24 protein-coding genes are annotated in these 23422 nt (G+C 35.2%); 14 read left to right on the top strand and 10 right to left on the bottom strand.

Features of this window, described 5'->3' with window-relative positions; all coding sequences use genetic code 11:
- The first annotated feature begins 131 nt into the window (after nucleotides 1–131).
- Both QSV08_RS17340 and QSV08_RS17335 read left to right on the top strand, forming a co-directional pair.
- The gene (locus QSV08_RS17340) at nucleotides 132–980 is read left to right on the top strand and encodes a helix-turn-helix domain-containing protein (protein ID WP_324024968.1); all 849 of its coding nucleotides are present in this window, start codon (nucleotides 132–134) and stop codon (nucleotides 978–980) included.
- Nucleotides 981–1105: 125 nt separating this feature from the next.
- Nucleotides 1106–1633: a DUF421 domain-containing protein gene (locus QSV08_RS17335; protein ID WP_324024967.1), complete on the top strand. Its 528-nt coding sequence runs from the start codon at nucleotides 1106–1108 to the stop codon at nucleotides 1631–1633.
- Nucleotides 1634–1686: 53 nt separating this feature from the next.
- Here the strand turns inward: QSV08_RS17335 and QSV08_RS17330 are convergent, their stop codons facing one another.
- Nucleotides 1687–2601, bottom strand: a complete 915-nt coding sequence (locus tag QSV08_RS17330; protein ID WP_324024966.1) for a nicotinic acid mononucleotide adenyltransferase — start codon at nucleotides 2599–2601, stop codon at nucleotides 1687–1689.
- A gap of 110 nt (nucleotides 2602–2711) precedes the next feature.
- Here QSV08_RS17330 and QSV08_RS17325 point away from each other — a divergent pair, with 110 nt between their 5' ends.
- The gene (locus QSV08_RS17325; protein WP_324024965.1) at nucleotides 2712–3713 is read left to right on the top strand and encodes an NAD(P)H-dependent glycerol-3-phosphate dehydrogenase; all 1002 of its coding nucleotides are present in this window, start codon (nucleotides 2712–2714) and stop codon (nucleotides 3711–3713) included.
- Here the strand turns inward: QSV08_RS17325 and QSV08_RS17320 are convergent.
- The 4 genes from QSV08_RS17320 to QSV08_RS17305 all read right to left on the bottom strand — a co-directional run bounded on the left by QSV08_RS17320 (nucleotide 3710) and on the right by QSV08_RS17305 (nucleotide 7754).
- A complete protein-coding gene (locus QSV08_RS17320; RefSeq protein ID WP_324024964.1) occupies nucleotides 3710–5377 on the bottom strand; it encodes a glycerol-3-phosphate dehydrogenase/oxidase in 1668 nt (555 codons plus the stop codon). The genes QSV08_RS17325 and QSV08_RS17320 overlap by 4 nt on opposite strands.
- A gap of 139 nt (nucleotides 5378–5516) precedes the next feature.
- Complete coding sequence (glpK, locus tag QSV08_RS17315; RefSeq protein WP_324024963.1) at nucleotides 5517–7007, bottom strand: glycerol kinase GlpK; 1491 nt, start codon at nucleotides 7005–7007, stop codon at nucleotides 5517–5519.
- Nucleotides 7008–7085: 78 nt separating this feature from the next.
- Nucleotides 7086–7394: an antibiotic biosynthesis monooxygenase family protein gene (locus QSV08_RS17310; RefSeq protein WP_324024962.1), complete on the bottom strand. Its 309-nt coding sequence runs from the start codon at nucleotides 7392–7394 to the stop codon at nucleotides 7086–7088.
- A 3-nt stretch (nucleotides 7395–7397) separates the two neighbouring features.
- Complete coding sequence (locus QSV08_RS17305; protein WP_324024961.1) at nucleotides 7398–7754, bottom strand: hypothetical protein; 357 nt, start codon at nucleotides 7752–7754, stop codon at nucleotides 7398–7400.
- Nucleotides 7755–7836: 82 nt separating this feature from the next.
- Here QSV08_RS17305 and QSV08_RS17300 point away from each other — a divergent pair, with 82 nt between their 5' ends.
- The 8 genes from QSV08_RS17300 to QSV08_RS17265 all read left to right on the top strand — a co-directional run bounded on the left by QSV08_RS17300 (nucleotide 7837) and on the right by QSV08_RS17265 (nucleotide 14637).
- The gene (locus QSV08_RS17300) at nucleotides 7837–8361 is read left to right on the top strand and encodes a CvpA family protein (RefSeq protein WP_324024960.1); all 525 of its coding nucleotides are present in this window, start codon (nucleotides 7837–7839) and stop codon (nucleotides 8359–8361) included.
- A gap of 188 nt (nucleotides 8362–8549) precedes the next feature.
- On the top strand, nucleotides 8550–9029 hold the full coding sequence (locus QSV08_RS17295; protein WP_324024959.1) for a CAP domain-containing protein: 480 nt from the start codon (nucleotides 8550–8552) through the stop codon (nucleotides 9027–9029).
- A gap of 270 nt (nucleotides 9030–9299) precedes the next feature.
- Nucleotides 9300–9806, top strand: coding sequence for a CAP domain-containing protein (locus QSV08_RS17290; RefSeq protein WP_324024958.1), 507 nt, complete (start codon nucleotides 9300–9302; stop codon nucleotides 9804–9806).
- Between the two features lie 113 nt (nucleotides 9807–9919).
- Nucleotides 9920–10462 (top strand): 3-hydroxyanthranilate 3,4-dioxygenase, encoded by a 543-nt coding sequence (locus QSV08_RS17285; protein WP_324024957.1) that lies wholly within the window; start codon nucleotides 9920–9922, stop codon nucleotides 10460–10462.
- Complete coding sequence (locus QSV08_RS17280; RefSeq protein ID WP_324024956.1) at nucleotides 10459–10830, top strand: DUF1304 domain-containing protein; 372 nt, start codon at nucleotides 10459–10461, stop codon at nucleotides 10828–10830. Before QSV08_RS17285 ends, QSV08_RS17280 begins: the two co-directional genes overlap by 4 nt.
- Before the next feature lie 80 nt (nucleotides 10831–10910).
- Complete coding sequence (locus tag QSV08_RS17275) at nucleotides 10911–12464, top strand: aldehyde dehydrogenase family protein (RefSeq protein ID WP_324024955.1); 1554 nt, start codon at nucleotides 10911–10913, stop codon at nucleotides 12462–12464.
- Between the two features lie 578 nt (nucleotides 12465–13042).
- The gene (locus tag QSV08_RS17270) at nucleotides 13043–13951 is read left to right on the top strand and encodes an OmpA family protein (RefSeq protein ID WP_324024954.1); all 909 of its coding nucleotides are present in this window, start codon (nucleotides 13043–13045) and stop codon (nucleotides 13949–13951) included.
- Between the two features lie 32 nt (nucleotides 13952–13983).
- The gene (locus QSV08_RS17265; protein WP_324024953.1) at nucleotides 13984–14637 is read left to right on the top strand and encodes a hypothetical protein; all 654 of its coding nucleotides are present in this window, start codon (nucleotides 13984–13986) and stop codon (nucleotides 14635–14637) included.
- A gap of 54 nt (nucleotides 14638–14691) precedes the next feature.
- Here QSV08_RS17265 and QSV08_RS17260 read toward each other — a convergent pair whose 3' ends face one another.
- The 4 genes from QSV08_RS17260 to QSV08_RS17245 all read right to left on the bottom strand — a co-directional run bounded on the left by QSV08_RS17260 (nucleotide 14692) and on the right by QSV08_RS17245 (nucleotide 18756).
- Nucleotides 14692–15690, bottom strand: a complete 999-nt coding sequence (locus QSV08_RS17260; protein ID WP_073241046.1) for an acyl-ACP desaturase — start codon at nucleotides 15688–15690, stop codon at nucleotides 14692–14694.
- 63 nt (nucleotides 15691–15753) lie between these two features.
- Entirely contained in the window at nucleotides 15754–16488 is a 735-nt protein-coding gene (locus tag QSV08_RS17255; protein WP_324024952.1) for a metallophosphoesterase family protein, read from the bottom strand.
- A complete protein-coding gene (locus tag QSV08_RS17250) occupies nucleotides 16485–17567 on the bottom strand; it encodes a DNA helicase PriA (RefSeq protein WP_324024951.1) in 1083 nt (360 codons plus the stop codon). Before QSV08_RS17250 ends, QSV08_RS17255 begins: the two co-directional genes overlap by 4 nt.
- 52 nt (nucleotides 17568–17619) lie before the next feature.
- Entirely contained in the window at nucleotides 17620–18756 is a 1137-nt protein-coding gene (locus QSV08_RS17245) for an SPFH domain-containing protein (RefSeq protein WP_324024950.1), read from the bottom strand.
- A 184-nt stretch (nucleotides 18757–18940) separates the two neighbouring features.
- On the opposite strand from QSV08_RS17245, the gene QSV08_RS17240 reads away from it, so the two are divergent.
- The 3 genes from QSV08_RS17240 to QSV08_RS17230 are packed head-to-tail and all read left to right on the top strand — an operon-like array spanning nucleotide 18941 to nucleotide 22182.
- The gene (locus tag QSV08_RS17240) at nucleotides 18941–19885 is read left to right on the top strand and encodes a carbohydrate kinase family protein (RefSeq protein ID WP_324024949.1); all 945 of its coding nucleotides are present in this window, start codon (nucleotides 18941–18943) and stop codon (nucleotides 19883–19885) included.
- 1 nt (nucleotide 19886) lies between these two features.
- Complete coding sequence (locus QSV08_RS17235; RefSeq protein WP_324024948.1) at nucleotides 19887–21827, top strand: amylosucrase; 1941 nt, start codon at nucleotides 19887–19889, stop codon at nucleotides 21825–21827.
- A gap of 7 nt (nucleotides 21828–21834) precedes the next feature.
- Nucleotides 21835–22182, top strand: a complete 348-nt coding sequence (locus QSV08_RS17230) for a hypothetical protein (RefSeq protein WP_324024947.1) — start codon at nucleotides 21835–21837, stop codon at nucleotides 22180–22182.
- Nucleotides 22183–22191: 9 nt separating this feature from the next.
- On the opposite strand, the gene QSV08_RS17225 is transcribed toward QSV08_RS17230, so the two are convergent.
- Complete coding sequence (locus QSV08_RS17225; RefSeq protein WP_324024946.1) at nucleotides 22192–23328, bottom strand: ATP-binding protein; 1137 nt, start codon at nucleotides 23326–23328, stop codon at nucleotides 22192–22194.
- Between the last annotated feature and the right edge of the window lie 94 nt (nucleotides 23329–23422).

The following is a 23422-nucleotide window of genomic DNA, read 5'->3' as shown; positions in this document are numbered from 1 at the left end:
GGTTGAAATGTTTTATAAAACTACTGAGCGTTAGCAACTTGAACTACCGTAATATTAACCACAATTTGAACTATATTGATTAAAAAACACCAATAGACCAAAATTATGCGCAATTTTGTTACATTTAGCTCATGAAAATTGAGTTAGAAACTATTGAACCGGCAACTAATAGTCCGTTTCGTTTACTGCACGACCCAAAGCTGAGCCATCTCTTTTATTGGCATTTTCACCCTGAATATGAAATCGTTTATATTGAAGGTGCTAACGGAACAAGACATGTTGGTGATCATATTTCTGAATACCAAGAAACCGATTTGGTTCTTATAGGTTCTAACATACCACACCTAAATTTTGACTACGGTGTAAAAACAACATACCGTGAAGAAGTCTTACACATTAAACCTTCTTTCAAGAGTGATTTTGTAGACCCTATTCCAGAATTGAAAAACTTAAATAGATTATTGGATCTATCGAGATACGGAATCGCTTTTCACGGGGAAACTAAAAAAGTAGTGGGCGAATTATTAAAAGAACTCCACACCCTTAAACCTTTTGAATATTTTATGGCAATCATGAATATTCTTAAAAGACTCTCTCAAAGCAATGAGTTCGAATTGCTACACAAAAAACCGTATAAGAATAGGTATAGTAAAAAAGAACAGAGTAGAATTCGTGATATTTATGCTCTAATCGATGAACGCTACCAGGGTAAAATTTCGGTAGATGAAGTTGCTAAATTCTGTAATTTAACGAAACCTGCCTTTTGTCGCTATTTTAAAAAAGCCACAGGCAGCACTTTTATAGAATTCTTAAATCAATACCGCATCAGCCAATCGAAACGTTTATTACTTACCGGAAAGAATGTTAGTGAAACCTGCTTTGAATGCGGATTCGAAAGTTTATCATACTTCAACCGAACGTTTAAAAAAGTAACGGGAGAAAATCCGTCAGCATTTAAAAAGAGACTACAGCGCAATTAAATGAACTATGATTATATGCAAAAGAGGAAACATGTAACGTGAGACCTTTTTATTTTTAGCGGAACACAATCTCAACATTCATCTACCTTTTAGATGGATAGCGAATAACTTCTAAAAATATACTCATGGAAATTTTTGACCCACTTTCACTAAAAACCGTTTTACAAATAGTTGTAGCAGCAATTTTTATCTATTTATATATGATGTTCATTACCCGTGTAACAGGTAAAAGAACATTCGCTAAAATGACAAGTTTTGATTTTGCAGTTACCATTGCCATGGGTTCTATCTTAGCCGATGCGGTAAACACACCTGAATCAAGTTTAATGCCCGCTATGGTTTCTATAGCCTTGCTTGCTGGTTTACAAGCATTATTTGCCAAGCTACTGTCTTCATCTGATACTGCACAAAAAGTAATAACCAACACCCCAATTCTTCTAATGAAAAACGGTACAATTTTAAAAGAGAACTTAAAAAAGGCATTGGTAAGTCAGGCAGATTTAATGGGTAAACTTCGTGAAGCAAATGTTTTACAGCTGTCGCAAGTAAGAGCTGTCATTTTTGAAACTACAGGCGACATATCGGTTCTTCATACAGACAAACCTATCGATATTGATGCTGTTATTATGAAAGATGTAAAATCTGAAGCATAAAAAATGCCCTATTATAACTGAATAGGGCATTTTTGAGACAATCAACTTAAAAACTATTTTGCCTTCTTTCGCTCTACTTTCATGGTAGGGTTAGAAGATTTTATTCTTTTCTTACTTTCTGTACCTTTACTAGACTTCAAATACTCTTGGTATCCTCTACCTTTAAACTCATATGTTGTGCCACTATCTGGGTGGTATAGCTCTATAGTGCTGTCGTTAATGACATATAACTCAAAGTAATCATCGCCCATAAAGTCATAGTCTAATGTCAGTGTTTTTAATGAATTGTCACCTTGTACATCATACACCTGGTAATCACCTTCAAAATCCCACTGTAAATTAGAAACGTTCGTATTCGGCGGATCTAAAGAAGACCTGAAAAAATTTGGCAAAAACTGTACATAATTTTCATTATCAAAGTCATTCAACGCTCCAGCTTCACTGGTATAAATTTTCTCCCAAGCATCATATTCTTGAATGAAGTAGTTGATATTATCATAGAATACGGTGTCGTAATCAAAATTGTTAATCTGGTACCCTTTCAAATAGTACGAGGTATCTGTACTGGCATCATACAACTCTATAGTATTATTGTTTACCGCATAAACTTCTAAAAACCAAGAGCCATCAATATCATGATCTATATCTACGGTACCTCTTAATGTTCCATAAGTTCCTACATCAATACCATAGCCTCCACCTGTTTTACCAATACCTACAATATTATTATTTGCATACAATACTCCCCGATCAAAGGAAACCGTAAATGCCCTTTGTAGAAATGGTACTTCACCATTACCTTTAGTAGCATTAATATCTACATACCATAAATCATAACTCTGTAAAACTTGGTCGGTATTGAATGCCGACTCTTCTATAAAATCATCTTCAATAATTACTTCTGTATAACAAGAAACCATTAAGGTGGCTAATAGGAAATATCCTGTAAGTAGTTTTATAGTTTTCATATGATTTCATTTAATAGGTTACTAACTATAAAACAATCTCTATGCCAAAATTTACACAAGACTGATACTAATCATATTATGAGCATATAAATTATTGGTAAATTTGCCCTATGAATAAGGATGCGAAATTTGCGGTTTTAGGTGGTGGAAGTTGGGCTACGGCTATTGTTAAAATGTTGACCAATAACCAAGAAGAAGTTGGGTGGTATATGCGTAATACCGATGCTATTGAGCATATTAAAACTCAAAAACATAACCCAAATTACCTTACTTCGGTAGAGTTTAAACCTGAGCAATTGATTTTAACGAATGACATAAACGAAGCTGTCAATTATGCCGATGTTTTAATTTTCGCTATCCCTTCTGCTTTTTTAGTGGGAGAATTAGAAAAACTTACCGTTTCGTTGAAAGACAAAATAATATTTTCTGCAATTAAAGGTATCGTACCCGAATCTGGATTAATCGTAGGCGAGCATTTTCATAATACGTATGAAATACCTTTTGAAAATATTGGTGTTATTACCGGGCCTTGCCATGCAGAAGAAGTTGCGATGGAGCGACTTTCATATTTAACCATTGCTTGTGCAGATAAAGAGAAGGCAAAATTGATTGCCAGTAATCTCTCTAGCAATTATATTAAAACCAATATCAGTAAAGACATTATCGGCACAGAATATGCCGCCATGTTAAAAAATATTTATGCCATTGCCGCTGGTATTGCCCACGGATTGGGTTATGGTGATAATTTTCAGAGTGTATTGATGAGTAATGCTATTCGCGAAATGAAACGCTATACCAAACGTATTCATAAAATTGACAGAAACATTAATGAATCTGCCTACCTAGGTGATTTGTTGGTTACCGGATACTCTGTGTTTAGTCGTAATAGAATGTTCGGCAACATGATCGGAAAAGGGTATACCGTTAAAAGTGCACAGATGGAAATGAGCATGATTGCCGAAGGATATTACGCTGCCAAAAGTGCTTATAACATCAAAGAGAACTTTACAAAAAAGGTCAAAACTCCTATTATTGACGCTGTTTATAAAGTTCTCTATGAGAATAAAAATCCTAAAAAGGTGTTTCTTGATTTAACTGATAAGCTAAATTAACGTCTTTCTAAAGAGAAGTCTGAATGCTCTTTTAATTCTGCATTTAAGGTTGTTCTCCATTCTTCGACTACAGCATCTGTAACCTTAAACCTTATTTGAAATTCTTTCATCAAAGGTTCCATTAAGGTTCTAATGCTATCAATATCGAAATATAGCCTACCAGTTCTTCGAATGAAGAAATCCATTGGGGTTTGTACCATTTCATAATCGATACCAAAAGCTAATTCGGCTTTAGCTAAACGTACGTATTTATCATCTTCTACAATACCCTTATAATTTTCAAGAATAGTCTCTGTCTGTTTGCCATAGTTGGTTACTAAAAACCAAGCATCGTGCTTTGTAAAACCTTCTTCTTTGATTTGGTCATATACCTCATCAATATATTTTTTTACATGTTTAAATTTCTTGAAATCTACATTACCGCACAGAAATATTTTCTCTGTGTAACATTCTTTAAGTTCGGTATCATATTCCTCTTCCATTTTCTTGGCAATACGATCCACCACTCTTTCTGCCATTTTACGGTAACCTGTTAGCTTACCACCTGCAATACTTATTAAGCCGGTATCTGATACAAAAATCTCATCTTTTCTTGATAATTCTGACGCAGACTTACCTTCTTCATGTATTAACGGTCTTAAACCAGCCCATGAAGAAACAATATCTTCTAAATCTAAATTAATGGCTGGAAACATATTATTCACCGCAGAAATCAAATAAATGGCATCTGCAAGATCTGTTCTTACATTGTCTTTATTATCATTAAAGTTGGTATCCGTTGTACCTACATAAGTAATTTTACCTCTTGGTATAGCAAACATCATTCTACCATCGGGTATATCAAAATAACAAGATTGCTTCACTGGCAGCTTTTCATACGGAAAAACCAAATGTACCCCTTTTGTCAAATGAAGTTGTTTTCCTTTTTTAGAATTATTAAGGCTTCTTAACTCATCTACCCACGGGCCTGCGGCGCTAATTACGTATTTAGATTTGATTGTAAATTCTTTGCCTGTAACCGTATCTATCGCCTTAACACCTGCAATTTTCTCATCATCATATACAAACTCATTTACCTTAGCATAATTCAATGCCTGTGCACCAAATAAAAGACTGCTTTTTATATTTTCAATTGTTAAACGGGCATCATCTGTTCTATATTCAGCATAATAACCGGCACCGTTCAAAATTTTTTTCGGCAATAAAGGCTCCAATTTCAAGGCTTCCTTTTTTTCTAGCATTTTTCGCTTATCATCTCCTGTAACCTGAGCTAGAATATCATATACCTTAAGCCCAATAGATGTTAACCATTTACCGTAAGAACCATTTTCTATTAACGGTAATAACATCTTTTCTGGCAATACTAAATGCGGAGCCAATTTATGTACGATTGCACGCTCGGACCCTACTTCTTTCACCAACCAAAAATCGAATTGCTTTAAATATCGCAGTCCGCCATGTATCAATTTGGTCGATTTACTACTTGTACCAGAAGCAAAATCTCCTTTTTCTAACAAGGCTACTTTTAACCCACGTGATGCAGCATCTAAGGCGATACCACCACCGGTAATTCCGCCACCGATTACCACTAAATCAAAATCTTCAGATTCTAAGCTATCTATCGTTTTTTGGCGTTCTAAATTGGTAAATTTTATATTTTTCATCAGTAGATGTATTTTAATTTTTAAGCGGTTATTTAGTTTGTAACTAAAGTCAAACCTAACAACCACAAACAAAGATATAGCTAGTTATATGCTATTCTATGCTCTATAAAATTAATAAATTGTAAAATTGATTACTAGACTATTCCTCTTCTTCCCAACCTTTTGATCTTTCAACTGCCTTTTGCCATTTTTTGTACAGACGTTTTCTTTTTACACGGTCAAAAGTTGGTTTAAAAATTCGGTCGATTGGTCGGCTTTGATCAATATCAGATTGCTGCCAAAAACCTACTTGAATACCTGCGAGAAAAGCAGCACCCATAGCGGTAGATTCTATAATTTCTGGTCGGTGCACTTCAGAATCTAAAATATCTGCTTGAAATTGCATTAAATGATTGTTTGCACACGCACCACCATCAACCCGTAAATTCTTTAGCTGAATGCCCGAGTCATCTTCCATAGCCTTTAAAATATCTTTTGTTTGATATGCCAGTGCTTCTAAGGTCGCCTTTGCCAAATGGGCTTTGCCTGTATCTCTAGTTAAACCGAAAACGGCTCCTCTTGCATACATATCCCAATACGGTGCACCTAGACCTGCAAACGCTGGAACCACATAAACAGGATTCTCACCTTCTATTGAATTTGCCAAGTCTTCTGTTTCTTTAGCATCTTTAATAAGCTCTAAACCATCTCTTAACCACTGTATCGCCGCACCAGCAATAAAAATACTACCTTCCAATGCATAATTAACTTTACCATCTATACCGTATGCGATAGTGGTTAATAGTCCGTTTTTAGAAAATTGTGGTTTCTCACCAGTATTCATCAACATAAAGCAACCAGTACCGTAGGTGTTTTTTGCAGATCCTTTCTTAAAACAAGCTTGACCAAATAATGCCGCTTGTTGATCACCCGCAATACCTGCAATCGGAATTTTTACTCCGTCAATTTCATAGTCTCCAAAATTCGCTGCAGAAGGTTTTACTTCTGGCAGCATGGTTTTAGGTATATCTAATGCCTTCAACATTTTATCGTCCCACTTTAGATTTACGATATCATAAATCATGGTACGTGAAGCATTGGTATAGTCAGTTACGTGATTATGGTCTTTTGTCATGTTCCAAACCAACCAAGTATCGATGGTACCCATCAATAAATCGCCCGCCTGAGCTTTCTTCTTGGCGCCTTCAACATTATCGAGAATCCACTTTACTTTAGTACCCGAAAAATAAGAATCAATGACCAAGCCTGTAGTTGTCTTTACATGCTCTGTGAGTCCGATTTTTTTCAAATGCTCACAAATATCTGCCGTACGTTTGTCTTGCCACACAATAGCGTTATAAACAGGCTCTCCTGTATTTTTATCCCAAACTACCGTTGTTTCCCGTTGGTTAGTGATTCCTATCCCAACTATCTCTTTTGGTTTTACTTTTTCCTTTTCAAGAAGCTCTTTTAATACAGCCATCTGAGAAGCTAAAATTTCTTTCGGATCATGCTCTACCCAACCTGATTTAGGAAAAATCTGTTTGAATTCTTTTTGAACCATTCCTTGAATGGTACCATCATGGTCTACCAATAAAGCCCTAGAGCTCGTTGTACCCTGATCTAATGATATTATAAATTGCCTTGACATGTGCTTTAAGTTATTTCTCTAAATATAGCGGAAATAAAAATTAATGCAAAGCAGCGAATTTCGAAGCGATGTGAAGTATTATGTGTTTCTGTTAAAACTATATTCTCGTTCTACCAAACAAATGCGAACCGTATAAGAATCATACCAATTTGATAATCCTTTTTTTTGAGCTAATAGATGATCTGCCTGTTGTTTCCAATCGTGAATTGCATTTAGGCTCTCCCAGTAACTTACAGTAATTCCTATTTCTTGTTTGGCACTTTCAATACCAATATAACCAGATTGTTTTTTTGCCAACTGCTCCATGAAATCTGCCATATCGCCATAGCCATTATCACCAGCTGTTCTGGTAGAAGTAAAAATAACAGCGTAATAAGGCTTCTTCATCGTTTATTGAATAAACTCTTTTTCTACAAAATAGCCAACTATTGCTTCTTTCATAAGTACCGTTTGCTCTCCGGCTTTCAAAGAAGGTAATTCTTCCATTACATTATAATGAGGCCAACCGTCTTCATCGAAAAAACTGAATTCATAAAATCCGTAAGGTTCTAAAAGACGACATATTGCAATATGCATTAAATCTAATTTATCATCTTTTTTATATTTTCTATGGTACTGTCCTAATTCCTGAACTCCTACCAAATAAATAATAGCATCTAATTCTAATGGATCACCGTCAGAAAACTTTCCTGAAAGCTTTTCTACCAAATAATCCCATCGTTCTTTTAATTGTATATCCCTAGCCATATAATTTCCTTCAATCTCATCTATGATATAGACCTTGCAAAGGTACAAATCAAAGTTCTATATTTGTTAAAACACTTTACGAATGGGACTTTTAGATATTTTACTTGGATTACCATTAATATGGGGTCTATGGAAGGGATATAAAAACGGACTATTCATGGAAATAGCATCTATTGTAGCACTTGTTGCAGGTATTTTCGGGGCAATCCATTTTTCTTACATAACGGGCAACTATTTATCTGAGCATTTAAACTGGGATGAACGCAACATGAGTATCATTGCGTTTATAATAACATTGATACTCATCATCATCATTGTAAATTTAATCGGAAAACTATTAACTAAAGTTGCCAACTTCGCAATGCTAGGCGCATTAAACAAAATTGCTGGAGGAATTTTCGGTGCCTTAAAAGTTGCTATTTTGCTTGGTGCTGCTTTTATATTTTTTGATAGAATGGACAGCACATTTAATTTATTAGATGAGGAGACTAAGCAAGAATCAATTCTTTATCAACCTATTAAAGATATAGGTGCATTAATTTTTGATACGGTCTTACAAAATGAAGCGCTTCAAAAAGAGTCTTCTGATGAACCTATTATTATATAATCTGTTGGTCCGCTAATCTAACTTTTTGTACACTTTAACGAATATGCATTTTTGTTACCGCCCTGCGTTTAATTTTTCAATAATATTACTACATCGATAACCCAAATCGATTACGAGAGCTTAGAACACTCTTAACTTTATTACCTACTGCGCTACGCCGAAAGGCTACACAATTTAAAGACACTTATATGAAAATGAGATTGCTTTACGCGGTCCCTGTCTTTTTATTACTTTTTCTTGGTTCATGCACTAGCGACTCTATAGATGATACGCCGGTACTTGAAGCTGAAAATGTTTTAACTATAGAGCAGGACCTACTAGACATTGTTAATGCGCACAGGTTAAGTCTAAAAACCAACACATTAGCTTTTAGTGATGTAGCATATAAATATGCTAACCTTCACACCGACTACATGATATCTAAAGGCAGCATTAGCCACGATAATTTTAGCTCGAGAGCATCTAACATCGATTCTGAAATAAGCGTTGAAATGGTTGCAGAAAATGTTGCCAAAGACTATCAATCTGCTTTGGAGGCTTTTGAAGGTTGGTACATTAGTAGCAGCCATAAAAAAACGATGGAAGGCGACTTTACACATACAGGTATAAGTGTAAAGAAAGATGACCTAGGCAACTATTACTTTACCCAACTTTTTTACAAGCAATAAACTAATCTTATATCATTAGGTAAAAGAAGAGACTACCTTAATTTAGCTTAGCAAGTATCGGTCTGCAAAATTACCAATTTACATAAAGTGAGAAAAATCGTATAAAGTGCACTTTATTACGATGAAATTTATGGCGCTTTTTCGTTATGATACTTAATATGTTAATTATTCGTCACTTAACGAATATTTTATCCCCTCTATAGATGTTTTACTTCTAGCGGTCATCAACGGGACTATTTTTGGCACTCACTAAAAAAATAGTTTCCCTTTATGAAATCCACCTTCATCTTTTCCGCTTTAATTTTAGTCCTTTTATCTTCTTGCTCCAAAACCCAAAATTCTACAGATTACGAAGAGAATTCTGAATATACACTAACAAAATACACGTTAGCCTCATCTAAGAATCACACCACAATTGAAGCTGAACTTTTTGAACTAATAAATAACTATAGAACAGATTTAGGTTTAAACGAATTGGAATTTGAAAACGCTACCTATTATTATGCGAGCCTTCATACCAATTATATGATTTCTAAAAAAAGTACAAGTCATGATAATTTTAGTAAACGGGCAGAATATATTTCTGAGCGATTAAATGCTGATTTTGTTTCTGAAAATGTTGCTCGTAACTATGAAACTATAGAAGATGCTTTTGCAGCTTGGTTGAAAAATCCGGGACATAAAAAGAATATTGAAGGCGAATACAACTACTCGGCAATCAGCATTATTCAAAGCAGTAATGGAGATTATTATTATACTCAAATGTTTGTGAAGTAATTTAGGTGATATCTTATTTTTTATAAAAGCCTTTCTAACCCAAAGGCTTTTTTTATGCTTACCTTTTAGGTGAGAAATGATCGTTTCTTTAACTTTCACTAAAAATCACAGAAATGAGTATACAAGCACCATTTAATCTTAATAAATGGATAGAAGAAAACAGAGCTTCTCTCAAGCCACCTGTTGGAAATAAAAATTTATATAAAGATGCGGGCGATTACATCGTTATGATCGTTGCCGGACCAAATGCCAGAAAAGACTACCACTATAACGAAACTGAAGAATTGTTTTATCAACTTGAAGGTCATATCGAAGTTCACATTCAAGAAGATGGCAAAAAACGTACCATGCAATTAGGACCGGGTGACATGTATTTGCATCCTGCAAAAGTACCGCATTCTCCTGTTCGTAAAGAAGGCTCTATTGGTTTAGTCATAGAACGAAAACGCGCAGACATGAATGTTGACGATGGTCTGTTATGGTTCTGCGACAATTGCAACCACAAACTATATGAAACCTATTTCACCCTACATGATATAGAAAAAGATTTCTTATCTCACTTCAAACATTTTTACAGCTCAAAAGAATTAAGAACTTGTGATAATTGCGGCACTGTTATGCCTGTTGACGAACGTTTTATAGCTAAAGAATCATGATTATAGTAGCAAAAATTATTACTGCATTGGTAGCAGTCATCCATATATACATTCTTTGGTTTGAAATGTTTGCCTGGACCACAACTGGCAGAAAAGTATTCAAAAATTTTCCAAAAGATCTGTTCGCCCCCACCAAACAAATGGCGGCTAATCAAGGACTTTATAATGGTTTTTTGGCAGCAGGCTTACTATGGTCGTTTTTTATAGACGATGCTGCATGGTCTGCAAACGTTGCACTCTTCTTTTTAGGCTGTGTAGCTATTGCTGGTATTTATGGCGCCTTATCAGTAAGCAAAAGAATATTTATTGTTCAAAGTATACCAGCTTTATTAGGTATTATGTTTTGGTGTATTGTTAAATTTTCTTAGCAAAAATTAGATGTCTTATTGGATAAAATTCTTTGTATTTTTGTAATATATCTAACATAAATCACGTAAAAAGTTATAAAATGTCAAAAATAGCAGCAGATTTCGGAATACACGATGCTCTAAAAGCATTAGGAATTAAAGATGTTAACGAGGGTACTTCAACTGGATCTAACAATTTTTCATCAGGCGATATTATTTCATCATACTCACCAGTAGATGGTTCATTAATTGCAAAGGTCAAAACAACGACAAAAGCAGATTACGAAAAAGTAATGTCTACTGCTACGACAACTTTTAAAGAGTGGAGAACAAAACCTGCACCGCTACGTGGTGAAATCGTTAGACAATTCGGCGACAAATTAAGAGAGCTTAAAGAACCGTTAGGTAAACTTGTTTCTTATGAAATGGGAAAAAGCTACCAAGAAGGTTTAGGCGAGGTTCAAGAAATGATAGATATCTGCGATTTCGCAGTTGGTCTTTCTCGTCAATTACACGGTTTAACTATGCACTCAGAAAGACCTGGGCATAGAATGTACGAGCAATATCATTCATTAGGTGTGGTCGGTATTATATCTGCTTTTAACTTTCCTGTAGCCGTTTGGGCTTGGAATACAGCTCTTGCTTGGATCTGTGGTGATGTTTGTGTTTGGAAACCATCAGAAAAAACTCCGCTATGTGGTATTGCTTGTCAAAATATAGCTGCTGCAGTTTTGAAAGCAAACAACCTACCTGAAGGTATTTCTTGTTTAATTAACGGCGATTATAAGATTGGTGAATTAATGACACAAGATAATAGAGTACCGTTAGTATCTGCTACGGGATCTATTAGAATGGGAAAAATAGTTGCTCAAGCTGTTGCAGCCAGACTTGGTAAATCTTTACTTGAACTTGGTGGTAACAATGCAATTATAGTGACACCAGATGCTGACTTAAAAATGACCGTTATCGGTGCCGTATTCGGTGCGGTAGGTACTGCGGGTCAACGTTGTACTTCTACAAGAAGATTGATCATACACGAATCTATGTATGATCAAGTAAAAGAAGCTGTTGTAGCTGCATATCAACAATTAAGAATTGGTAACCCGTTAGATGAAAACAATCACGTAGGTCCATTAATTGATACCGATGCAGTTGCCCAATATAAAATGGCTCTTGAAAAAGTGGTTAAAGAAGGTGGAAAATTAATCGTTGAAGGTGGCGTACTAGACGGTGCCGGCTTTGAAAGTGGTTGCTACGTTAAGCCTGCAATCGCAGAAGCTAAAAACGATTTCGAAATTGTACAACATGAAACATTTGCTCCTGTTCTTTACTTATTAAAATATTCTGGTGATGTTGAAAATGCCATTGCTATTCAAAATGGTGTGGTACAAGGACTCTCATCTGCTATTATGACAAATAATCTTCGTGAAGCAGAACATTTTCTTTCTGCTTGGGGTAGTGATTGTGGTATTGCCAATGTAAACATCGGTACTTCTGGTGCTGAAATTGGTGGAGCATTCGGTGGTGAGAAAGAAACTGGCGGTGGTCGCGAAAGCGGTTCTGATGCTTGGAAAGTGTACATGAGAAGACAAACTAATACTATTAATTATACTACTGAACTTCCTTTAGCACAGGGTATAAAGTTTGATCTATAACAAAAACATAAATTCCTTTGTATGTTTAATAACTAGGCTGCTTTTCAATTGGTTGGTTCGTTTGACCAACTACCATGAAGCAAAGTTTGCAACCCTAGAACAATAAACATGCAAAGGAAATTTATAATACCTTTTATTTTTTCTTCATTTTATAGTGTAAATACCTCTGTATTAAACTAGTAAATTGTTTTACTCGTTTCAACTAATTCTGTACAGCTTTACACAAATAGTGTATAGTTGGGTAATTAATACCTTCAATTTTAGACATAAAAAAATCCTATCGACTACAAGAGGACAGGATTTTTTAACCAACTAACTCAAAACTTGAAATTATATATGCAATGCCCAAACTTTGTGGGGAGATATATACCGTTTTAATACTTACGTAAAAATGCAAATAATAGTTGTTGCACTATACTGTTTTTTTATCGTTTCACTCTCTTATTGTATAGATGGTATGTATTTTAACATATCTAATATTAAGATAATGTTGATTGTAAGGTAATTAGGTGCGAATCTTTTAACATTTTTAAGATTTTTTTAATAAATTGTGCGCTAAACACTAAACATTACGTACAATGACAAGAACAATCAAGTATTTATTATTGATGTTGATTACCATTGTAGTCGGTACTTACTTCTTTATAACTTGTTGCAGCGAATGCGGTGCAGCAGTTACAACGACGGAGCCCGCTGCAGAAAAGGTAATCGTAAAAGAGCCCTCGGCAACATCGTATCCCTTCGCAATTGACGGAAACGGATTTGCCTACAACACCAATGACAATTATAACTTTAACATTTCGTCTCACGACATTTTAGTGCCTTTAAGTGCTGAATTGACCCAAGGAGTTTCTGGTCTACAAAGCCATTTAGAGTCAAATGGAAGTAATGTTATAAACGTAACCGGATATTACACAAGCGAAGAAGAGAACAATACTGCGTTCCCTAATTTAGGACTTGCAAGAGCAAACTCAATTAAAAATGATTTAGCTTCTAAAGGATTTTCTACTGCTCAAATTAATACCCAAGGTAAACTTATGGATGAGATGATCCCTAAAGATGGTACCTATTGGGGAGCTGCTTCATTTGGTCTTGAAGAAAAATCTGCCACTGCAGATGATGATCTAAAGGCTTTATATGATAAAATAAAAGCTGATCCGCTAATTCTTTACTTCGATACAGCAGAGGCATCAATAAATTTAGATGCTGCACAAAGACAAAAAATTGCTGATATATCTACATATTTAGATAAAGTTTCTGATGCTAAAACTAGCGTTGTTGGTCATACAGATGCCACTGGGCAAGCAAGTACAAATATGAGACTAGGTCAAGACAGAGCAGAATTCGCGAAAAATTACTTAATGCAAAACGGAATAGCTGCAGACAAAATAATTGCTACGTCTAAAGGACAAACGCAACCAATTGCTACTAATGCCACTGAAGAAGGCAGAGTAAAAAATAGACGAACAGTTATTACATTAAATTAAAACATACACTAATCCTATAAATAAGTAAAATCATGAATTTTGAAAATATGAACATTTGGTGCTGGATAATTCCATTATTAGTAGGTCTTATCTGCGGTATATTAGGTTACCTTTTAGGAAAAGGTTCTGCCAAGGTTATAGACAACTCTGCTGAAATCAATAGTCTTACCGCTAGTAATACAAAGCTTAAAGGCGAATTGTCAGATTTAAATAATCTAAAAGCAAGTAACAGTAAATTAAAAGCTGATTTAGATGCGTGTAACCAAAGAGTAATTGCTGCAAGCAAAGTAGTAACGCCTGCTCCGGTTGCCCCTAAAGCACCAAGCACTAATTTAGGTGCATCTGCCGCCTCTTTTGCTGCCGGTGCCGCTACAAGTAGCGCTTTGGCTTTTGATGGCTCTGCTGCAAAAGCTGCTTTTGGAAAAACCATTAAGCAAGATGACTTAAAACTCGTTGAAGGTATTGGTCCAAAAATAGAAGGCATGTTCAAAGACCATGGCATTAAAACATGGAAAGAACTTTCTGAGGCTAGTTTAGAAGCTTGTCAAAAAATATTGGATACTGGTGGAACAAGATATAAGATTCACGATCCTGCTTCTTGGCCGTTACAAGCTAAAATGTGTTACGAAGGTAAGTGGGCAGAACTTGTAAAGTGGCAAGACGAACACAAACACGGTAAACTATAATCTACCGTTTAAAGCAAAAAAAATCCCGATCAGTAATGATCGGGATTTTTTATTTTATAATGCTCCGTTCGCTTCGACCCACTTAAAGTGATATTGATCTTGAGGAAATTTCATACGCTCTGCAATTCTTTCTAACCTTGAAGGTAACTTAATTAAATAGTCACGTGCCTTTTCTGCTTCTTCATTTAAAGAACGAACAGTTTCTAGTTCCCAATACGCATTAAGCTTACTTAGAATGTCTACATAATCTTGTGCAGTATATACACCTAAGCGTTGCGCACAGTTAGAAAAATTCTCAAATGCCGATCCTATTGTACCACCAGACTCACGTAAAAAGTGTGCTGGCATTACAATTTTCTTCTTCATCATATCTGCAAAGGCAATCATCATACCTGATGGGTCTTCGCCCATAATAGTCTTAACAAATTCTCTATATGCCAAATGGTGTCTCATTTCATCACCAGCAATAATAGTACACATTTTACCTAATAAGGCATTTCCTTTTTTCTTCGCCATTTGCCCAACTCTTTTATGCGAAATGTTGGTAGCTAATTCTTGAAAAGAGGTATACACAAAGTTTTTATATGGATCACGATCGGTACCAATATCAAAACCATCAGAAATTAAATGTTGGGTAGTAATCTCGATTTCTTTCATATTTACCCTTCCAGATAAATAAAGATATTTATTCAACACATCTCCGTGTCTATTTTCTTCAGCCGTCCAAGCGCGAACCCATTTTGCCCAACCGTTCGTTTTATGGTCACCGTGTTGGTCAACACCAACAACATCCATTAACCACGATTCATAAGTTGGTAATGCCTCTTCGGTAATGGTATCTGCCACCATGGTTACCCAAAAATCATATCCTAAATCTTTAGACTCTTCACGAATATCTTTCACCTCTTGCAAGAAGGTATCCTTTTGAGAATCTGGTAAAAAATCTGTTGGTTGCCATATATCCTCTGGTTTTATAAGGAAAGAATCCATGAAACTTTCTACCTTAGGCTCTAAGGCCTGCATCACTTCTAATCTTATATTTTTAGTAGACATAGTTTATTTTTTTTCAAAGATCGTTAATAAAACAATCTATTTTTAGTAAAGTTAACGGTTTTCTTAGTTTCTGCCCGTTTCATTGGGATAAAAGGTGTACACTGGATCACTTTGCCAATATTCTTTTGTATCTACATTAAATACAGTTAATGGTCCTTTAAAGGCTGCACCTGTATCAATATTCCAAACATTAGCTGCATTCTGTGGCGTAGTTTTACCAATACGAGTAACGGGTGTGTGCCCTATATAAATTTCAGAATAATTTTTTAATCGCTTCGGATAATGAATATGATCTTTATCTAAATCTGTATTTAAAGAAAGTGCCAATTCCCAAAGGGTACGATCCCAGTAGAACGTTTTTTTAAAATATTCATGCTCTATACCTTTTAGGTTCGTAAAACCTGCATGTAAAAACAATCTGTTTTCTGAATCTAGATAATAATTCTCTAAGCTTTCATAAAACTTGATGTGCCTATCTTTCGTTTCTTCAGAAGCTTTACCGTACGAAATTGATGTTGCTTCGCCACCATGCAGAAACCATGTTGGGTTGTCTGCCTTACCAGTTAACCACTCATAACAAAGCTCATCATGATTACCGCGTAGGTAGATACAATTATAGGTTTCCTTTAATTCTAAAAGATAATTTATGGTTTCAACAGCCTCGCTCCATCCGTCAATATAATCTCCTAAAAAAATTATAGTATCATCTTCAGTTATAGCTGCTTTTTCAAGTACTTGCTTTAAAGCTTGTAATCCTGAATGAATGTCACCTACAACCAGTGTTCTTTTTGTACTCATTTAGCAAAAATCGCAATTATGGCTATTATGACAAGGATAAAAATCACTAAAAAGAAAATTTTCCAAAATGAATATGGTCTATTTCCACTTAGCACCCCTGTTTGCCCATTTATATAAAAATTAAACTCTTTACCATCATACCTATATGAACTTAGGTAAATGGGGAGTAAAATATGTTTGAATTTTTCGTCAGATAATTTAATATCTGCATTTGCAACTCTTTGGGTATCACCACCAATATCGCGCCTGATCCAATTATAAGCAATATTCTTAGCTTCTTGAAATGACTTGTGATGCCCTTCTTTTAACGAAACCGTATACTTTTCGGTTACAAAGCCAGATAGATATTTAGAGTTAAAAGCCACCAAATCTTTCAAATTCCAAAAGGCGACCTTAGACGGAATCTCTTTGCGTTTCTTTTCAGAAGCACTTATTAAAATATCATCTACAAAGCCATCTATTTTACCTGAAGCATACGTCCATTTTGTTTTTCTAACCTGCCTTGTTTTTCTTGCTTTATTACTATTGTAAGTTTGAGTTTCGTAATAATAATCTCCTCGTTGCCCTTGGTAAGAAGCAAAAAGGTTGGCATCAAATGTCCAATATGGTATATACAACCCATGTAAACCTTCTGGATCTAGTGCTGCCTTTTTTAGATTGTCTGGTGCAAACCAAATTTTGCCCACCCAGGCTTTAAAGATGGACTGTGCTTTTTTCGAATCTAACTGAAAAGGAACTAAAGCGCCTGGCAAGATCCAACCTTCTTCTTCAATATCTTCTCGAATTAAAGGCTCGCTACAATACACACAATTAAGCGATTTGTAATTTTCTTCTACATGTTGGTTGGCACCACAGTTTTTACAATGCAACAGCTCTATAGTTTCGGTATAAGCATTTTCACCAACAATCTTTAAGTAATGCTCTAATTCTAATTCTTCAAAGCTCGTTTTTGATTGCTCAATAAATTCTTCGTAGCCGCAGTACTCGCATGTCAATTGATGTGAGCCTGGCTTAAATTTTAGCTCTGCCCCACAATTTGCACATGCTTTTTTATACTCCGATTGTTGAATATCGTCCATAGAAAGTATCCCTTATCTTCGAAAGGTATGTTAGTATACGTATTGCTTAAGATTATGCCGTTGGTAATGGTGGTGGTGTATTACCGCCCAAGAAAGATTTTAATTCTTCTACCTCTTTCAATGCAGTCCAACTTGCCATTCCTTGTTTCCAAATCAATGAATCTCTATTAATTGTTCTGCTTGCGAATAATTCTTTCAGCTTATCAATCGCAACAGGCCCTAACTGATGCCCATTTACTGCATAGAAATAAGTTATCTGAGTTGGCATTGGTGGTGGTGCTTGTGGCTGCTGTGCAGCTTGTCCGCCAAATGGTTGTGTGCCCGGTTGCCCCATTAAGCCACCCATTTGTTGTGCTAACACAAAGCCCATACCCATGCCCATACCCGCACCAGCAGTACCGCCTTCATTTTTTGCTGCCAGCTCCATTGCTTTCGCTGCTTTGAACTGTGCCAATTTGCCCATATCCAACTTATCTAAACGGCTGTATTCAAAAATTTCTTTTTTAAGCTCTTCTGGCATCGATACATTTTCGATGTAGAACTTCTCTAACTCTATACCTACTCTATTAAACTCTGGCTGCATTACCTCTTGGCATGTTTCAGAAAGTTCGCTAGTGTTTGCGGCATATAATTCAATTGGCAAATTAGCTTCACCTACCGTATCTGTAAAACGGGTTACTATTAAGCTTTTTAAATGTTCATTAATTTCATAATTAGTGAAATTACCATCGGTACCCACTACATCTACAATAAATTTACCTGGATCGTTGATTCTAAAACTATAGGTACCAAAAGAGCGTATTTCTACCAAACCGAAACGGTCATCGCTCAACATGAACGGATTTTTAGTTCCCCACTTTTCATCTGTGAAAAGGCGTGTATTTACAAAATACACCTCAGCTTTAAACGGACTATCAAATCCGTATTTCCAACCTTTTAATGTGGTTAATATGGGTAAATTCTGAGTATTTAATGTGTATGTGCCAGGCTTAAAAATATCGGCTAATTGACCTTCATTTATAAAAACTGCCGTTTGCCCTTCGCGTACAATTAACTGTGCATTGTTTTTTATTTCATTTTGGTAACGCTCAAAACGATGAACTATAGTATCGTTAGTATTATCTAGCCATTCAACTATATCTATAAACTCGTGGCTCAGTTTTTTCTTTATTTCATCAAATATGCTCATGGTCAATATGTGTTTTAAATATGATATTCAAGATATGCATTTCATTAATAGACCCAAAACCAGAAACATATTAATTCGAAAAAAACAGCTATAAACTACTATAATTTGACATTTACTTAAGATTGTTTAGGAAGTAGCTGCTTTTTCTAATTAACTTAGACTTCCTAATTTTCTTTTTAAATTTATGAAAAAGGTATTCTGTATTGGAGAATTGTTGATTGATTTTGTTGCCGAAAATCAAGGCAAAGATTTGTCGAAAGCAAAAGAATTTTCTAAAAAAGCAGGTGGTGCACCTGCAAATGTTGCTTGTGCAATTAGCAAACTTGGTGGCGATAGCTTTTTTGTTGGCTGTGTTGGTGATGATCCTTTTGGATCTTTTCTATTAAACATTCTTAAAAATGAAAAAGTTGATATCTCTTTAGCACAAAAAAGTGATACGTTTACCACCCTAGCCTTTGTTTCTATAGACGAAGATGGGGAACGAGATTTCGTTTTTAATCGTGGTGCAGATAAAGAACTTACCTATGACTCATCACTAAAATCTAGTTTTGAAAATAATATTTTACACTTTGGTGCCGCTACGGCATTTTTAGGCGGTTCGCTAGAAGAAACCTACAGCAGGTATTTATTTGACGGACTAACAAAAAATGCATTTATCAGTTTTGATCCAAATTTTAGAATTGATCTTTGGAAAAATAAAGAAGATGTTTTTACACGCAAGTGCCATGCCTTTATTGGAAAATCTCATCTATGTAAGTTTAGTTTAGAAGAATCTCTGTTACTATCTGGCAAAGATAATCTTGAGGATGCCTGTAAAGTGTTTCATGAAATGGGAACGCAAATAATAGTTGTTACCCTTGGTAGTGAAGGTACCCTGTTAAGCACATCAAATTTCAGCAAAACAATACCTAGTATAAAAGTAACACCTAAAGACACTACTGGTGCTGGCGATGCTTTTATAGGTTGTCTTTTGCAGCAAATTGCAGAACATGCAAAGCTTGAAAATTTATTAGCCGATGAATATCTTCTAAGCAATATGGTCACTAGAGCTAATAAAGCTGGTGCCATCACCACTGAAAATTTTGGCGCTATTGAATCGCTACCTACAATACAACAACTAGATTCTTAAAATGAACCAAGCTGAATTACACAGGTTAATGACCGTAAAAGGTCAAAAGAAAAAAGGTGCAATATCTTTAGCATCTTTATTCGACCAGAGATTAGCGACCAATCTTTCGCTTATTAAAAATCAGTTTTTTTCATTATACCAAGAATCAGAACATAAAGCACATTTCTATACTCTTTTAGATACTTTAGAAACGCTTTTCAACGACCGCCCAGCAGAACTTCAAAAACAAGATATTGTACGTTTAAATTCAGGAAACTGGTACCAAAGCGAACATATGGTAGGTATGCAATTGTATGTGGACCGTTTTAATCAAGATATTAACGGCCTCAAAGAAAAGCTACCTTATTTTGAAGATTTAGGCATCAATTTTCTTCACCTAATGCCCATAACCACGAGGCCTGCTGGGGAAAACGATGGTGGTTATGCTGTAAATAGCTATCATGAAATTGATTCTAAATACGGCACGAAAGAAGATTTTACCACGTTCACCAAAAAAGCACGAGAGAACAACATGTTCTTAATGCTAGATTTCGTTGTCAACCATACCTCAGATGAGTTTACATGGGCGAAGAAAGCGAAGGAAGGTAGCCAGCACCATCAAAATTATTATTACACCTATTCTGACCGTCATATACCAGATGAGTTTGAAAAGGCGCTGCCAGAAATATTTCCGCAATCGGCACCGGGAAATTTCACCTATAATAAAGAAATGGAGAAGTGGGTAATGACCTGCTTTAACAACTACCAATGGGATTTAAATTATAGAAACCCAGAAGTATTTATTGAAATGCTCGGTAATTTAATGTCTTTGGCAAACTTGGGCGTAGATGTTATACGTTTTGATGCCCTTGCTTTTCTATGGAAAAAATTAGGAACATCATCACAAAATCTTCCTGAGGCGCATACGCTTATTTCACTTTTTAGAATGTGCCTGCAAGTAATTGCACCAGGTGTTATTCTTTTAGCAGAAGCTATTGTTGCCCCTAGAAATATTATTAAATATTTTGGCGAAGACACCACTGAAGGTAACGAGTGCGAAGTGGCATATAATGCCTCTTTAATGGCTTTATTATGGAATTCGATTGCCACTAAAAAAGCCAATTTAATGGTCAAGAGTGTCACTGAGATTCCGAATAAACCCAATGACGCAACTTGGATAAATTACATTCGTTGCCACGATGATATCGGACTTGGTTATGACGATGATTTTGTTCGTGCCATGGGCTTTGACCCAACAGCTCACAAACAATTTATATTAAATTATTACTGTGGTAAATTAGAATGGTCACCAGCAAAAGGGCTAATGTTCATGTACAACCCTAAAAATGGTGATGGCAGAATTACCGGAAGCGCCGCATCATTATTAGGTCTAGAAACTGCCTTAGCGCAGAACAACAAAAATATTATAGACTATGCCATCACTAAAATCTTAATGATGCATGGTATTATTTTGACATTTGGCGGTATACCTATGATTTATGCCGGTGATGAAATTGGGACGTTAAACGACTATTCATACGAGCAAAATGGAGACCATGTCAATGACAATAGATGGGTAAATAGACCAATGCAAAATTGGGATGTTATTGCTAAATTGAAAACAGAAAAAGACAATCCTTCCTCAATTATATATAACGGATTAAAAAATATGATTCGTTTACGTAAAGAGCAGAATGTATTTGCAGATGCTAACGATTTAAAAATTCACAGTTGCCCTAATGAGCATGTATTCGTTTATGAGCGTTCTCATGAAGGTAATAGCGTTTGGGTACTATCGAACTTTAATGAAGTTACCGAAACCTTAAACGTAGCTTGGTTACTTTCGATAGGAATTCATACAGGTAAAAATTCTATTGATCTACTTACAGACAAGACTTTTGAACTTATTCATAACGAGTTACCACTAAAGCCCTACGAGCAACTTTGGATTAAGAATATTTGATTTTAAAATGAATTCAACTATAGAAATAAGAAATAAACCTAAGGCATCAATTATTTTTCATGAAGACAAATTTGAAATAATTGATTCAAAAGATATTGGCAATAACGGATTTTATTTGTTCGACAAACTTCTAAATATAGATGTCATTGAAAGGAAAACAGACTGGTTTATTACTATAATAAGTTTTATAGTAGATATTTTTACTGGCAGTGCATCGGGCAGTAATTACAAAAACAAAGCACACTTAAAAATAGACCTTGAAGAACATAGTATAAAAATTTGGCTTTCTAGTGAAGATATTGACAAAGCCCACAAAGCAAAACAATTGCTAAACGAAGCTATTTTAAATAAATAAAACTTGAATCTAACTATACTTCACTTTTCTAAGTACGCGAAGCGCTTCTTTAAGCGAAGCATTTATTCCGGGGTATTTTGGCTTTAAGACTTGCCTCGCTTTTTCCATTCGCTCTTTAGCTTCTTCGAACCCGTTAAGAAAACATATCAAGTAAGAATCTGCTAAGTATTTCAATTGCTTCACTTCGGCAATACTCAATTCGGTATTCTTTTTTGCCTTTGCCACCAAAGCATTATTGCTTTTATAAATTCTTTCTAATTCTTCTTTATCATGTATTGGGGGATCAAAAAGTAAATCGCTCGTAATTTGATAGGTGCCGTTTTCACTAAAATTTATGACCACCTTTTCTAAAGGGTAATACTTTTGCTTAGCTGCCAACCCAAGCTGTACATACTCAATGGTAGTAAATGAATCATTGTTATACGTAATGGTAACCTCATCTAAATTAGAGTAGAATAATTTTACCTGCTCATTTATTAATTCAATGTCGACCCGATAGAAGTATGTTTCTCCATTGACTACTTTTTTATTACCTGCCCAGCAGACCACAAATTGTTCTTTAAAAACCTTGTAATCACTTTCTAGATCTTTATGTCGATGATTTAAAAAATCTATAACACCATCTAAAGTAAGTTCTATATTGTTTTTCGCATGCTGTTCTATGGTGGCAACAGCCTCAGAGTTACTATCTTTTAATTCTATATCAAATACTTTTGGTAGGCTTATGCTGCCTTCTCTAAAAAATACAGAACCACCATAATATTTCCAGATGTTTTTTCTAAGTGAACAAATTTTACCAATTGACTTTATGGTTACCAAGCCCACCACTTTACCTTCTGGCAAATGCGGAAATGGAATATTCTCGTAAGATATTAACGGAGGATTATCTAAATAAGCATTCACCAAATTTTGAATCTTACTGTCATCAAAAAAGTCTACCCCAACTATTTTATTATCCTCATCTTCAACTCCGACAACTATAAAAGAATTATTTGCCGGATTGCTATTTGCCAAAGCGCAAACATGTTTTAAAAACTTACCCTTACCTTCTTTTTCTCCAATTGAAATAAATCGCTTTTTATCGTAAAAACTATTCTCGTCGTTATGAGCGAGTAAGTTTTTTACCAAAAGGCGTTTATTGATCATTAGTTATAATTTTGGCTTTTGGCTTTTGGCTTTTGGCTTTTGGCTTTTGGCTTTTGGCTTTTGGCTTTAAAGATTTTATTCTAAAATCTTTAAA

The sequence above is a fragment of the Maribacter sp. BPC-D8 genome, from assembly GCF_035207705.1.
Taxonomy (GTDB): domain Bacteria; phylum Bacteroidota; class Bacteroidia; order Flavobacteriales; family Flavobacteriaceae; genus Maribacter.
This window is presented reverse-complemented; position numbering and strand designations above follow the sequence as displayed.

Excerpts from the sequence above, each read along its gene's own strand:
- QSV08_RS17340 (WP_324024968.1), top strand. The coding sequence starts at position 132 with ATGAAAATTGAGTTAGAAACTATTGAACCGGCAACTAATAGTCCGTTT.
- QSV08_RS17335 (WP_324024967.1), top strand. The coding sequence starts at position 1,106 with ATGGAAATTTTTGACCCACTTTCACTAAAAACCGTTTTACAAATAGTT.
- QSV08_RS17330 (WP_324024966.1), bottom strand. The coding sequence starts at position 2,601 with ATGAAAACTATAAAACTACTTACAGGATATTTCCTATTAGCCACCTTA.
- QSV08_RS17325 (WP_324024965.1), top strand. The coding sequence starts at position 2,712 with ATGAATAAGGATGCGAAATTTGCGGTTTTAGGTGGTGGAAGTTGGGCT.
- QSV08_RS17320 (WP_324024964.1), bottom strand. The coding sequence starts at position 5,377 with ATGAAAAATATAAAATTTACCAATTTAGAACGCCAAAAAACGATAGAT.
- glpK (WP_324024963.1), bottom strand. The coding sequence starts at position 7,007 with ATGTCAAGGCAATTTATAATATCATTAGATCAGGGTACAACGAGCTCT.
- QSV08_RS17310 (WP_324024962.1), bottom strand. The coding sequence starts at position 7,394 with ATGAAGAAGCCTTATTACGCTGTTATTTTTACTTCTACCAGAACAGCT.
- QSV08_RS17305 (WP_324024961.1), bottom strand. The coding sequence starts at position 7,754 with ATGGCTAGGGATATACAATTAAAAGAACGATGGGATTATTTGGTAGAA.
- QSV08_RS17300 (WP_324024960.1), top strand. The coding sequence starts at position 7,837 with ATGGGACTTTTAGATATTTTACTTGGATTACCATTAATATGGGGTCTA.
- QSV08_RS17295 (WP_324024959.1), top strand. The coding sequence starts at position 8,550 with ATGAAAATGAGATTGCTTTACGCGGTCCCTGTCTTTTTATTACTTTTT.
- QSV08_RS17290 (WP_324024958.1), top strand. The coding sequence starts at position 9,300 with ATGAAATCCACCTTCATCTTTTCCGCTTTAATTTTAGTCCTTTTATCT.
- QSV08_RS17285 (WP_324024957.1), top strand. The coding sequence starts at position 9,920 with ATGAGTATACAAGCACCATTTAATCTTAATAAATGGATAGAAGAAAAC.
- QSV08_RS17280 (WP_324024956.1), top strand. The coding sequence starts at position 10,459 with ATGATTATAGTAGCAAAAATTATTACTGCATTGGTAGCAGTCATCCAT.
- QSV08_RS17275 (WP_324024955.1), top strand. The coding sequence starts at position 10,911 with ATGTCAAAAATAGCAGCAGATTTCGGAATACACGATGCTCTAAAAGCA.
- QSV08_RS17270 (WP_324024954.1), top strand. The coding sequence starts at position 13,043 with ATGACAAGAACAATCAAGTATTTATTATTGATGTTGATTACCATTGTA.
- QSV08_RS17265 (WP_324024953.1), top strand. The coding sequence starts at position 13,984 with ATGAATTTTGAAAATATGAACATTTGGTGCTGGATAATTCCATTATTA.
- QSV08_RS17260 (WP_073241046.1), bottom strand. The coding sequence starts at position 15,690 with ATGTCTACTAAAAATATAAGATTAGAAGTGATGCAGGCCTTAGAGCCT.
- QSV08_RS17255 (WP_324024952.1), bottom strand. The coding sequence starts at position 16,488 with ATGAGTACAAAAAGAACACTGGTTGTAGGTGACATTCATTCAGGATTA.
- QSV08_RS17250 (WP_324024951.1), bottom strand. The coding sequence starts at position 17,567 with ATGGACGATATTCAACAATCGGAGTATAAAAAAGCATGTGCAAATTGT.
- QSV08_RS17245 (WP_324024950.1), bottom strand. The coding sequence starts at position 18,756 with ATGAGCATATTTGATGAAATAAAGAAAAAACTGAGCCACGAGTTTATA.
- QSV08_RS17240 (WP_324024949.1), top strand. The coding sequence starts at position 18,941 with ATGAAAAAGGTATTCTGTATTGGAGAATTGTTGATTGATTTTGTTGCC.
- QSV08_RS17235 (WP_324024948.1), top strand. The coding sequence starts at position 19,887 with ATGAACCAAGCTGAATTACACAGGTTAATGACCGTAAAAGGTCAAAAG.
- QSV08_RS17230 (WP_324024947.1), top strand. The coding sequence starts at position 21,835 with ATGAATTCAACTATAGAAATAAGAAATAAACCTAAGGCATCAATTATT.
- QSV08_RS17225 (WP_324024946.1), bottom strand. The coding sequence starts at position 23,328 with ATGATCAATAAACGCCTTTTGGTAAAAAACTTACTCGCTCATAACGAC.